This window comes from Corynebacterium nuruki S6-4 (genome assembly GCF_007970465.1).
Lineage (GTDB): Bacteria > Actinomycetota > Actinomycetes > Mycobacteriales > Mycobacteriaceae > Corynebacterium > Corynebacterium nuruki.
The window spans coordinates 3,121,939-3,134,182 of the sequence record NZ_CP042429.1; the positions used below are offsets into that span (position 1 = coordinate 3,121,939).

Genomic DNA, 12,244 nt, shown 5'->3' on the forward strand with positions numbered 1-12,244 from the left:
GGAGCACCAGTGAACGACACCACCGGGACCTTCGGTACCGTCCTCGTCGCCAACCGCGGCGAGATCGCGTGCCGGATCATCCGCACCGTCCAGGACATGGGCCTGCGCGCCGTCGCCGTCTACTCGGACGCCGACGCCGACGCCCCGCATGTCACACTCGCCGACACGGCCGTCCGCCTCGGCCCGGCCGCTGCCGCCGAGTCCTACCTGAACATCGACCGCGTCCTCGCCGCCGCCGCAGCGACCGGCGCGGGCGCGGTCCACCCCGGCTACGGCTTCCTCTCGGAGAACGCGGCCTTCGCCCGTGCCTGTGGGGACGCCGGCATCGTCTTCATCGGCCCACCGGCCGACGCGATCGAGGGCATGGGAGACAAGATCACCGCCCGCGCCACCGTCGAGGCCCGCGACGTGCCCACCGTGCCGGGCATCTCCCGACCGGGACTCACCGACGCCGAACTCATCGCCGGGGTCACCGGCACCGACGGCGGGAGCGGAGTGGAGTTTCCCGTCCTCATCAAACCGTCGGCCGGTGGCGGCGGCAAGGGCATGCACGTCGTCGCGGACCCGGCCGACCTGGCGGAGGCCCTGGTCACCGCCCGGCGCGAGGCGGCGTCCTCCTTCGGGGACGACACGCTGTTCATCGAGCACTTCGTGGACACCCCGCGCCACATCGAGGTGCAGGTCATGGCGGACGCCCACGGCAACGTCATCCACCTCGGCGAACGCGAGTGCTCGCTGCAGCGCCGCCACCAGAAGGTCATCGAGGAAGCGCCCTCGGCCCTGCTCGACGAGGCGACCCGCGCCCGTATCGGCGAGGCGGCCTGCGACGCCGCCCGGTCCTGCGGCTACCGCGGCGCCGGCACCGTGGAGTTCATCGTCTCCGCGACCCGCCCCGACCTCTTCTTCTTCATGGAGATGAACACCCGCCTGCAGGTCGAGCACCCCGTCACCGAACTGGTCACCGGCCTGGACCTGGTGGAACTGCAGATCCGTGTCGCGCGCGGCGAGGAACTCCCGCTCACCCAGGATGAGGTGACGCTCACCGGCCACGCCGTCGAAGCCCGCGTCTACGCCGAAGACCCGGCCGCCGGATTCCTGCCCACCGGCGGCACGGTCACCGCACTGCGCTGGCCGACCGGCCCGGGCATCCGGGTGGACACCGGCATCACCGCCGGCCAGGCCATCGGCTCGGACTACGATCCGATGCTCGCCAAGGTCATCGCGTACGGCACCGACCGGGCGCAGTCCCTCGACCGGCTGGACGCCGCCCTGGCCACCACCCTGCTCACCGGACTCGGCACCGACGGCACCCCGGGAACCAACATCGACTTCTGCCGGTTCCTGCTCGCCGACCCCGACGTCCGCGCCGGGACGCTGGACACGGGCCTGCTCGACCGGATCGCCGGGGACTTCACCGGACCCGCCGTCCCCGGCGAAGCACTCGTCGTCGCCGCCCTGGCGCTGCGGGACCGGGCGGCGGCGTCCGCGACCGCCACCGGGCACCTCGGCTCCTGGGGCGCGGCCGACGGCTGGCGCGCCGGGGCGGAGCCGGCACCGTTCCGGGTCCGGGTCGCGGTGCCGGGCGCCGGCCCGACCGACCTCGCTCTCGCCGGAACCGACAGCCTGTCCCTCACCGCGACCCCCGTCGTGGCGTCCGACGGGGACGCCGCCTCCGCCGCCTCCCCGGCCACGGAGACCGCGGTCTCACTCCTGGCGACCGCCCCGGACGGTGCCGGCGGAACATCGTGGGGCCTCACCGCCGAGGGGCAGGGATCCCGCCGGTGGTCGACCATGCCCGTGCCGACCGCCACCGGGACCGACGCCGTCGCGGTCTCCGGACCGGCCGGCACCTGGACCGTCACCCCGCTCGGCCTCGGGCAGGACGCCGCCGCGGCCGGCCCGGGGGAGGACGACATCCTCAGCCCCATGCCCGGCACCGTCGTCGCCGTCCGGGTCGCCGACGGGGACACGGTCACCGCCGGCCAACCGCTCGTCGTCCTCGAGGCGATGAAGATGGAGCACTCCCTGACCGCCGCCCACGACGGGACGGTGCGGCTGAGCTGCACCGCCGGCGACAAGGTCGGCGCCGGCACCGTCCTCGCCACCGTCCCCGCCTGACTTCTACCGACATCACCTGACAGCAACAGACAGCACAGACAAGGAACCGCACCATGACCACGTCCACTGCAGCAACCACCCGCCGCCACAACCCCGCCGACGACGGACTGAGCCCCGAACTCGTCGAACTGCGCCGCACCGTCGAGGAGTTCGCCAACGAGGTCGTCGACCCGAAGATGGCCGAGAACTACCGCAACCACACCTTCGACTACGACATCCAGGCACAGATGGGTGAACTCGGCCTGTTCGGCCTGCCGTTCTCCGAGGAGTACGGCGGCATGGGCGGCGACTACTTCGCCCTCGGCATCGCCCTGGAGGAACTGGCGCGTGTCGACCAGTCCGTCGCCATCACCCTCGAGGCCGGCTGCTCCCTCGGCGCCATGCCGGTCTACCGGTTCGGCACCGAGGACCAGAAGCAGCGCTACCTTCCCGACCTCACCGCCGGGAAAGCGCTCGCCGGATTCGGCCTCACCGAACCCGGCGCCGGCTCGGACGCCGGTGGGACGAAGACCACCGCGAAACTCGAGAACGACGAGTGGGTGCTCAACGGTGCCAAGCAGTTCATCACCAACTCCGGCACCGACATCACCTCGATCGTCACGACGACCGCGGTGACCGGCACCCGCGAGGACGGCCGCAAGGAGATCTCCGCGATCATCGTGCCGACCGACACGCCCGGTTTCACCGCCGAGCCCGGCTACGACAAGGTCGGCTGGAACTGCTCGGACACCCACCCGTTGAGCTACGACGACGTCCGCGTCCCGGAGGAGAACCTGCTGGGGAAGCGGGGGCGCGGTTTCGCCCAGTTCCTCTCCATCCTCGCCGAGGGCCGCATCGCCGTCGCCGCCCTGGCCACCGGAGCCGCCCAGGGCTGCGTGGACGAGGCGACGGAGTACGCGAAGCAGCGCACCTCCTTCGGCCGGCCGATCGCGGAATACCAGGGCGTGTCCTTCAAGATCGCCCGGATGCAGGCCCGCGCCTGGACCGCCCGGCAGGCCTGGCGGGCCGCGGCGCAGAAGATGCTCACCGGCGCGGACTTCGGCACCGAGGCCGCCATCGCCAAGATGGTCGCCGGGGACGCCGCCATGGACAACGCCCGGGACGCCACCCAGGTCTTCGGCGGTGCCGGCTTCATGAACGAGACCCGCGTCGCCCGCCACTACCGGGACTCGAAGATCCTCGAGATCGGCGAGGGCACCACCGAGGTGCAGCTCATGCTCATCGCCCGCTCCCTGGGACTGGAGGGATGACCGTGACCGCACCGGAGAAGACCGTCGAACAGCGCGGCCTGTGGCTCGAAGAGTTCGAGGAAGGCACCACCTACCTCCACCGTCCCGGCCGCACCGTCACCGAGGCGGACAACACCCTGTTCACCACCCAGACGATGAACACCCAGCCGCTGCACCTGGACGCCGCCTGGGCCGCGACCCAGCCCGGTTTCCGTGGCGAGCGCCTGGTGAACTCGATGTTCACCCTGTCCACCGTGGTCGGCCTGTCGGTCAACCAGCTCACCCTCGGCACCATCGTCGCGAACCTCGGCTTCAGCGAGATCACCTTCCCCGCCCCGATGTTCCACGGCGACACGCTCTACGCGGAGACGACGTGCCTGTCGAAGCGGGTCTCGAGGTCCCGGCCGAACCAGGGCATCGTCGAACTGCGCCACACCGGCCGCAACCAGGACGGCGAGATCGTGTGCACCGCCGTCCGCTCCACCCTGGTGCAGTGCCGGCCGAAGGAGGACGCATGACCGGGCACTGGACACCACCGGGCCCCGCCCTGCTCTTCGCGCCGGCCGACCGTCCGGAGCGGTTCGCCAAGGCCGCCGACCGTTCGGACGCGGTCATCCTCGATCTGGAGGACGGCTGCCGCGCGGAGAACCGGGCCGCCGCCCGCAGGGACATCGTCGCCGCGGGGGAGCACCTCGACCCCGCGCGCACCATCGTGCGGATCAACCCGCCCGGCACCCCGGACTTCGCCGACGATGTCGCCGCCGTCGCCGCCAGCCGCTTCACCACGGTGATGCTGCCGAAGGCGGAGGGTGCCGCCACGGTGGACGCCCTCGCCGCCGCCCACCCGGCCGCCGCGGCATGGCGGGTCATCGCCCTGGTCGAGACCCCCCGGGGCGTCCTCGACCTCGGATCGCTGGTCGACCACCCGCAGGTGGACGCCCTGTTCTGGGGTGCCGAAGACCTCACTGCGGCGCTGGGCGGCACCGCCTCGCGGTACAGCGGGGACGAGGTCCCGACCCCCGGCGGCGGCGCCTCCGGCCACCCCGGCGGCTACCGCGAGGTGCCCCGGCTGACCCGGTCGCTGGTGCTGCTGCATGCGGCGGCTGCCGGGAAGGCTGCACTGGACTCGATCCACGCCGACACCGCTGACCGTGCCGGGGCGTCCGCCGAAGCGGTGGACGCCGCGGCGAGCGGTTTCGCCGCCACAGTCGCCATCCACCCCGGACTCGTCCCGGTGATCCGGGACGCCTACCGGCCCGACCCCGACCGGCTCGCGTGGGCGCGCCGGGTCGTCGCCGGCGCCGCGGAGAACTCCGGGGCCTTCGCCGTCGACGGCGAGATGATCGACGCCCCGCTGCGCCGGCAGGCCGAACTGATTCTCTCCCGAACCTCTGACAACACAGGAGCTGACCGATCATGACCTCCACACTGCGTCCCGTGGTCCGGGACATCACGCTCACCGACCCCACCGACCTCGATCCGGGCGTCTCCCACCTGGTCGGCCCGACCGACACCACCCTGCTCACCGAGACCATCGGGCAGAACCTGGCCCGCACTGTCGCCGCCTTCCCGGACAATGACGCCCTCATCGACCTCTACGGCGACATCCACCTGACCTACCAGGAGTTCCACCGCAAGGTCCTGCGCCTGGCGTCCGGTCTGCACAACGCCGGCTACCGCAAGGGCGACCGGATCGGAGTGTGGTCGCCGAACCGGTGGGAGTGGATGGTGCTGCAGTTCGCCACCGCGGAGATCGGCGCGATCCTGGTCTGCATCAACCCCACCTACCGCACCCGGGAACTGACGTACGCGGTGAACCAGTCGGGCATCCGGGCCCTGTTCTCCGCCGGCCGGTTCAAGGACTCGAACTACCGGGCGATGATCGGCGCGGTGGAGCACACCTTCGACCGTCCCTACCGCGAGACCGTCTTCTTCGGCTCCGAGCGGTGGGAGGAGCTCGCCAACAGTGCGATCCTCGACCTCAACCCGGTGCGCGAGTCCCTCGACCCGCACGATCCGATCAACATCCAGTACACCTCGGGGACCACCGGGATGGCCAAGGGCGCGACCCTGACCCACCACAACGTGCTCAACAACGGCTTCATGATCGGGGAGCGGCTGGACTACACCGACGCCGACCGGGTGGTCGTCCCGGTGCCGTTCTTCCACTGCTTCGGCATGGTCATCGGCATCCTCGCCGCCGTGACGCACGGGGCGGCGACGATCATCCCCGGACCGGTCTTCAACGCGGAGAACACCCTGGAGGCCGCCCACCACGGCCAGGCCACCAGCCTGCTGGGCGTCCCGACGATGTTCATGGCCGAACTCCAGCTGCTCGACCACCTCGAGGAGAAGGGCAAGAAGCTGGACCTGTCCCGGCTGCGCACCGGGGTGATGGCCGGGACCTCGTGCCCGACGAAGACCATGCGGGAGATCATCGACATCCTCGGCATCTCCGAGATCGGCATCTGCTACGGCATGACCGAGACCTCCCCGGTCAACCACCAGACCATGCCGGATGACCCGGTGACCAAGCGGGTGGAGACCGTCGGCCGGGTCGGGCCGCACATCGAGGTGAAGATCGTCGACCGCGACGGCGACGCGGTCGCCCGCGGCGTCCAGGGTGAGCTGCTGGTCCGCGGCTACTCGGTGATGCAGGGCTACTGGGACATGCCGGAGAAGACCGCCGAGGCGGTGGACGCCGACGGGTGGATGCACACCGGCGACCTCGGCCAGATGGACGACGACGGCTACGTGCAGATCACCGGCCGGATCAAGGACATGGTCATCCGCGGCGGCGAGAACATCTACCCCCGCGAGGTCGAGGAGTTCCTCTACGAGCATCCGGACGTCGCCGATGTGCAGGTGATCGGGGTGCCCGACGAGAAGTACGGGGAGGAGCTCATGGCCTGGATCATCCTGTCCGACGAGGCACGGGAGGCCGGCCGCACCCTCACCGCCGGGGACGTCCGCGGGTTCTGCGACGGGAAACTCGCCCGCTTCAAGGTCCCGAAGTACGTGCATGTCACCGACAGTTTCCCGATGACCATCTCCGGTAAGGTCCGTAAGGTCGAGATGCGGGAGAAGGCCATCGGGATCCTCGGGATGTACCCGATGGACCGCTGACTACAGGGACCAGGAAGGCGCGGTGGACGCGACGGTGGACGAGGGCAGGTGGCGGGAACTGTTCGCCCGGCTGGAGGACGAGGTCGGGGACATGTCCCTCGAGACCGCCGACGAGATCCTGGCGGCCATCCCCGGCTACGACGGCGCCGCACGGGAGAACATCGTCAGCACCGCCCACCAGAACCTGTCCATGAGCACCCGGGTCATCGCCCGCGGCAGCGAACCCACCGCCGAGGATGTCCGCCATGCCGGACAGACCGCGCTGGAACGTATCGGGGAGGGGGTGCCGCTCGGCAGTCTGCTGAGCGGTTTCCGGCTGAGTATGCGCCGGATCCAACGCCGCCTGCTCACCCTCGCCCCGGAGTACGGGATCCCCGCCGACCGGCTGCTGGACTGGTCGACGCTGCTGTGGACACTCGGTGACGTGTTCTCCACCTGCGTGACCGCGGTCTACCGTGACCACGAGATCGCGCGGACCGTGGCGGATTCGACGCGCCGGGCGGAGTGGGTCAGCCGGCTGGTCACCGGTGACCTCACGGAGGCGGAGATCCTGCGGGGGGCCGCGCTCTACCGGATCCCCACCGGCACGCCGGTGCGTCTGCTGGTGGCTCCGTCAGCACCGGACGCCGGCCCCGGGGCGGACACCACCCTGCACCGCTGGGCCGGGGCGGCGGGCGCCCGGCTGCTGACCACGGTGCAGGCGCGGACGGTCACCGGGATCCTCGTCGGGGACGTGGACGCCGCGTCCCTGCCGTCGGACATGACGGTGGCACTGGGCCGGCCTGCGGTGCTCACCGACCTGCACCGGACGTTCGTCGCGGTGGACCGGGTCCTGCGCGCCGCGGTGGAGCTGGGGCTGTCGGGGGTCGTCGACGAGGAGACACTGTCCTGGCGGATGGCCGTCACCGCGAGCCCGGAGACCACCGACCTGCTGGTGCGCCGCTACCTGGACCCGCTGCGTGAGGCCCGCGCCTTCGGTGACGAGCTGGTGGACTCGGTGCGGGCATACCTCGACAACCGGCTGAACGTCCGGGCGGCGGCCGCGTGCATCCCGGTGCACGTCAACACGTTGCGCTACCGGCTCCACCGGTTCGAGGAACTCACCGACTGCGACCTGGGGGAGGTGGACACCCTGGTCGAGGTGGCCTGGGTGATGGCGGCGACGGGGGCCGGTCGGCCGGACTGACCGGATTTGTGCGGGAACACAATATCGGCCGGAACCTGTTGTCGCGCACAACGTGGTGTGCGCCACATCCGGGGCGGATAATCGGTGTCAACGGCTCCGGTACATGCTGCCCACGCGGTGCACGGACCGGAACGAACAACTGTCCCCGACCCGGAAAAGTGGTGGAATCATGGCGAACACCCGGAAACTCACGGCTGCCGCGGAGGCCGTGGCCGACATCCCCGACGGCGCGACGCTCGCCGTCGGCGGATTCGGGGTGTGCGGTATCCCGCAGGTCCTGCTCTCGGAACTGTCGCGCCGCGACAGCGGGAACTTCGAGGCCGTCTCGAACAACGCCGGCCTCGACGGCCGCGGTCTCGGCCTGCTGCTGGCCACCCGGCAGCTGCGCCGTATCGTCGCCAGCTATGTCGGCGAGAACAAGGAGTTCGCCCGGCAGTACCTCGAGGGTGAACTCGAGGTGGAACTCACCCCGCAGGGCACCCTGGCCGAGCGGCTGCGGGCCGGCGGGTCCGGGATCGGTGCGTTCTACACCGCCGCCGGCGTCGGGACCCCGGTCGCCGACGGCGGCATGGTGTGGAAGTACGGCGCCGACGGGTCCGAGGATCCCGCCGACGGCGCGGTGCTCTCACCGGCCAAGGAGACCCGCGACATCGCGGGCCGCACGCAGGTTCTCGAGTACGCCATCACCGCGGACATCGCCCTGGTCCGTGCCGAGGTGGCGGACACCGCCGGCAACCTCCGGTTCCATGAGACCGCCCGCAACTTCAACCCGCTGGCCGCGATGTCCGGCCGGATCTGCATTGTCGAGGCGGAGAAGGTGGTGCCGGTCGGCGACCTCGCCCCCGATGACATCCATCTGCCGGGGATCTACGTCCACCGGATCGTGGAACTGACGGCGGAGCAGGCGGCGGACAAGACGATCGAGAAGGAGACCACCCGATGAGCTGGAACCGACAGGAGATGGCGGCGCGTGCGGCACAGGAACTGCGCGACGGCCAGTACGTCAACCTGGGGATCGGACTGCCGACCCTGGTGCCCAACTACGTCCCTGACGGGGTGGACGTCACCCTCCAGTCGGAGAACGGGATGCTCGGCATCGGTCCCTACCCCGAGGCTGGCCACGCGGACCCGGACCTGATCAACGCGGGCAAGGAGACGGTCACCGCGATGCCGGGGACCTCCTACTTCGATTCGGCGCTCAGCTTCGGGATGATCCGGGGCGGCAAGATCGACCTGGCCATCCTCGGCGGCATGGAGGTCAACGAGCAGGGTGACCTCGCCAACTGGATCGTGCCCGGCAAGATGGTCAAGGGCATGGGCGGGGCGATGGACCTCGTCGTCGGCGCGCGTCGCGTGGTGGTGCTCATGGAGCACTGCACGAAGGACGGGCGTCCGAAGATCGTCCCGGAGATCGCCCTGCCGCTCACCGGCGCCGGGGTCGTCGACCGGATCATCACCGATCTGTGTGTCCTCGACCGGACGCCGCAGGGGTTCGCCCTCGTCGAACTTGCACCGGGGGTGAGCGTCGAGGAGGTCCGGGCGGCGACGGGGGTGGCGGTGATCACAGAAAAATGATTGTCCGGTTAATGTGAGGCGACCGGCCCGAATCGGCCACCCTTCGCTCGAATATGTCTCATAATAGAAGAGTTTTGCAGAGTGGACCGGGACCGTGCGCTCGTCCGGTCCCCGACGAAAGGTACGACGAACCGCTATGACCAGTCAGAACCCCACCCCCTCGCCGGACGACATCGTCATCGTCGGTGCGGCCCGCACCGCCCAGGGCAGGATGCTCGGCGCCCTCGCCGCGAAGTCCGCCGTCGACCTCGGCGGGACAGTCATCGCCGGCGCGCTCGAGCGGGCCGGGGTCGATGCCAGCGCCGTGGACTACGTGTACATGGGCCAGGTCGTGCAGGCTGGTGCCGGCCAGAACCCCGCCAAGCAGTCCGCGGTCGCGGCCGGACTGCCGGTGTCCACCCCGGCATCCACCGTCAACAAGGTCTGCCTGTCCGGGCTCGACGCGGTGATCAACGCCTCCCGCATGCTGCGCTCCGGGGACGCCGACGTTGTCGTCGCCGGTGGGCAGGAGTCCATGACGAATGCACCGCACCTGGCCGCCGGCGTGCGGGCCGGGGCGAAGTTCGGGTCGCTGGCGCTGCAGGATTCCCTGGAGCGCGACGGACTGACCGATCCGGTGCACGGGACGGCGATGGGCGTGGAGACCGAGGGCGGAAACACCGACCGGGGCATCACCCGTGAACAGCAGGACCGGGTCGCCGCACTGTCCCACCAGCGCGCCGAGGCGGCGATCGCCGACGGCACCTTCGCCGCTGAGATCGTGCCGGTGGAGGTGAAGACCCGGAAGGGGACGGTCACCGTCGACACTGACGAGGGCGTGCGTGCCGGGACGACCGAGGATTCGCTGGCGGGCCTGCGCCCGGCCTTCGCCACCGACGGGACGATCACGGCGGCCTCGGCCTCCCAGATCTCCGACGGTGCCGCGGCGGTGGTGCTGACCACGCGGAAGTACGCGGAGGACAATGGTCTGACGGTCCTCGCGGCGGTCGGTGCCGCCGGTGAGACGGCGGGCCCGGACACGCTGCTGCACTCGCAGCCGGCGCAGGCGGTCACCGCCGCGCTGACGAAGGCCGGCTGGGAGGCCGCGGACCTGGACTTCCTGGAGATCAACGAGGCCTTCGCCGCCGTGGTGGTGCAGTCGCTGAAGGACCTGGACTACCCGCTGGAGCAGACCAACATCCACGGTGGCGGTATTTCGCTGGGGCACCCCATCGGTGCCTCGGGTGCCCGGCTGGTGGTCGCGGCCGCCTACGAGCTGGACCGGCGGGGGAGCGGCCGCGCCGCGGTCTCGCTGTGCGGCGGTGGCGGGCAGGGTGACGCTCTGCTGCTCTGGCGCTGACCGCGCTGTTACCCCGGGCAGCTAGCTGGAGAGCGGGACGCCGTTGGCGTCCCGCTTGAAGCCTTCGGAACCCGCGAGGATCATGATGAACTCGATGAACGCCCAGAGTTCGACGGCCAGGATGATGAAGACGCCGATGAGGACCACCGAGGTGATGATGCCGGCGATCGTCAGTCCGAGCTGCCAGAAGGCCCTGGACTTGTAGCCCAGGTAGAAGTTGTGGGCGCCGAAGGCGCCGAGGAAGAACGCCAGCAGGGCGGCGGCGATCTTCGACTTCGGGGCGTACCCGACCGGTGCATAGCCGGGCTGGTAGTTCGCGACCTGGTTGAACTGCGGCCCGTTCTGGGGGAAGGGCTGCTGACCGAACTGCGGCTGCTGGGGCCGGCCGAACTGCGGCTGCGGGTGCTGCGGCTGTTACTGACGGATGGGAACCGTCGAAGTATAGCGCACCATCAGGTTACTTTTCGAAGTATTCTTTGTTGATTGTCAGCCGCGGAAGGTCGCGATGACGTCCTCACCGGTACCTGCCAGTGTCCGCAGCCGGCCGCCGTGCCGGAGGGTGTCGGCCAGTGCCCGGTCGAGCGCGGTGGTGACCACCTCGTCGTCGGACACCGCATCGCGCGGCACGAGGAGCGTGTCGACCCGGCCCTCGCCGGCGACCACGGCGGCCTCGGCGGGATCGGTCGTGCCGCGGCCCTGATGTACCTCGGTCAGCGCATTCTCACGCGCTCCGGCGTCGCGGGCGTCGCGCTGCCGTGTGATGATCGCCCAGGCGGCGGAGCGCAGCTCGCCGGGGTCGGTGTGCTCGGGGTTGCCGGGGATCGCCTCGTCGACCAGTGCCGGGTAACTGCAGACCCGCCGGAACACCGGCAGGTGCTCGGCGACGCAGGCCAGGACCAGCGGCATGGAGCGCGCAGTACCGAGTTCCTGCTCCACACCGTCCGCGACCTTGCGCAGAAACTCTTCGGTGAGCACGTCGGCGTCATCGCCGGGGCCGCCGTGGCCGTGGAAGGCGACCGTGTCCTGCCCGGTACTGCGGCCCTGCAACTCATGGTCGGGAGCCTCGACGACATCGTCGAGCCGGGCCGGGATGCTGCCCAGGGGCAGTTCCCGGATGCTGTTGCGTGCCGATTCGTACAGCCGGACCCCGTTGTCGGCGAGGGCGAGGATGTAGCAGCGTCCGAAACCCTCGATGTCGGCGGCGAGCGGCAGCAGGTGGAACACCGGCCCGACGGTCACCGACCCGGCGACCTCGACCGGTACCCGGACGACCCGGTGCAGGCCGCCGCCGGCGAACAGGGCCAGGCCGCGGCTCTGCTCACGCCAGAACAGCGGGTCGGCGACGGATTCCCGGAGCGGTGAGAGCAGTGCATCGACGTCGGCCGGGGTGACGTCGGTGGCGAGGAGCTGCTTCTCCGCGTCCTTCAGTTTGGCGTCGAGGGTGCGCCGGGCGATGTCGCCGTCGGCACCGGTGGGATCGGTGGGAACGTAGACCGAGACCTTGGGTCCGGCGTCCGCGCCGGCGGTGAGGATGTCGGACAGTCCGAGCTGGTCGACAGTTCCCTGTGATGTGGTGGACATGGCAGGTACTCCTTGACGTGGTGGGTGGTGAGTCCACCATCGACCGTAGCGGCGCCCGGGACCCCCGGTGCCGTGCCCGGCTCGAACGGG

General features: G+C 70.5%; 12 protein-coding genes. 10 read left to right on the plus strand and 2 right to left on the minus strand.

The features are described from left to right. The first annotated feature begins 9 nt into the window (after positions 1-9). The 9 genes from FSW06_RS14130 (at position 10) to FSW06_RS14170 (ending at position 10,573) form a co-directional block, all read left to right on the plus strand. Positions 10-2,118, plus strand: a complete 2,109-nt coding sequence (locus FSW06_RS14130) for an ATP-binding protein (protein WP_146881355.1) — start codon at positions 10-12, stop codon at positions 2,116-2,118. 53 nt (positions 2,119-2,171) lie between these two features. Further along, a complete protein-coding gene (locus FSW06_RS14135) occupies positions 2,172-3,368 on the plus strand; it encodes an acyl-CoA dehydrogenase family protein (RefSeq protein ID WP_010119565.1) in 1,197 nt (398 codons plus the stop codon). Next, positions 3,365-3,865 (plus strand): MaoC family dehydratase, encoded by a 501-nt coding sequence (locus tag FSW06_RS14140; protein WP_010119564.1) that lies wholly within the window; start codon positions 3,365-3,367, stop codon positions 3,863-3,865. The genes FSW06_RS14135 and FSW06_RS14140 overlap by 4 nt, the downstream gene beginning before the upstream one ends. After that, positions 3,862-4,767, plus strand: coding sequence for an HpcH/HpaI aldolase/citrate lyase family protein (locus FSW06_RS14145; protein WP_010119563.1), 906 nt, complete (start codon positions 3,862-3,864; stop codon positions 4,765-4,767). The genes FSW06_RS14140 and FSW06_RS14145 overlap by 4 nt, the downstream gene beginning before the upstream one ends. Continuing rightward, complete coding sequence (locus tag FSW06_RS14150) at positions 4,764-6,473, plus strand: AMP-binding protein (RefSeq protein ID WP_010119562.1); 1,710 nt, start codon at positions 4,764-4,766, stop codon at positions 6,471-6,473. Before FSW06_RS14145 ends, FSW06_RS14150 begins: the two co-directional genes overlap by 4 nt. 22 nt (positions 6,474-6,495) lie before the next feature. Next, positions 6,496-7,659, plus strand: a complete 1,164-nt coding sequence (locus FSW06_RS14155; protein WP_010119561.1) for a PucR family transcriptional regulator — start codon at positions 6,496-6,498, stop codon at positions 7,657-7,659. A 169-nt stretch (positions 7,660-7,828) separates the two neighbouring features. Next, positions 7,829-8,602, plus strand: coding sequence for a CoA transferase subunit A (locus FSW06_RS14160; protein ID WP_010119560.1), 774 nt, complete (start codon positions 7,829-7,831; stop codon positions 8,600-8,602). Further along, the gene (locus FSW06_RS14165) at positions 8,599-9,234 is read left to right on the plus strand and encodes a CoA transferase subunit B (RefSeq protein WP_010119558.1); all 636 of its coding nucleotides are present in this window, start codon (positions 8,599-8,601) and stop codon (positions 9,232-9,234) included. The genes FSW06_RS14160 and FSW06_RS14165 overlap by 4 nt, the downstream gene beginning before the upstream one ends. Positions 9,235-9,370: 136 nt before the next feature. Beyond that, positions 9,371-10,573, plus strand: coding sequence for an acetyl-CoA C-acetyltransferase (locus FSW06_RS14170; protein WP_010119556.1), 1,203 nt, complete (start codon positions 9,371-9,373; stop codon positions 10,571-10,573). Positions 10,574-10,594: 21 nt separating this feature from the next. Here FSW06_RS14170 and FSW06_RS15005 read toward each other — a convergent pair whose 3' ends face one another. After that, positions 10,595-10,720, minus strand: a complete 126-nt coding sequence (locus FSW06_RS15005) for a hypothetical protein (protein WP_010119554.1) — start codon at positions 10,718-10,720, stop codon at positions 10,595-10,597. Positions 10,721-10,792: 72 nt separating this feature from the next. On the opposite strand from FSW06_RS15005, the gene FSW06_RS14180 reads away from it, so the two are divergent. Further along, a complete protein-coding gene (locus FSW06_RS14180; RefSeq protein ID WP_139024405.1) occupies positions 10,793-11,056 on the plus strand; it encodes a hypothetical protein in 264 nt (87 codons plus the stop codon). Between the two features lie 3 nt (positions 11,057-11,059). Here the strand turns inward: FSW06_RS14180 and FSW06_RS14185 are convergent, their stop codons facing one another. Further along, positions 11,060-12,154, minus strand: a complete 1,095-nt coding sequence (locus FSW06_RS14185) for a baeRF3 domain-containing protein (RefSeq protein ID WP_010119552.1) — start codon at positions 12,152-12,154, stop codon at positions 11,060-11,062. Between the last annotated feature and the right edge of the window lie 90 nt (positions 12,155-12,244).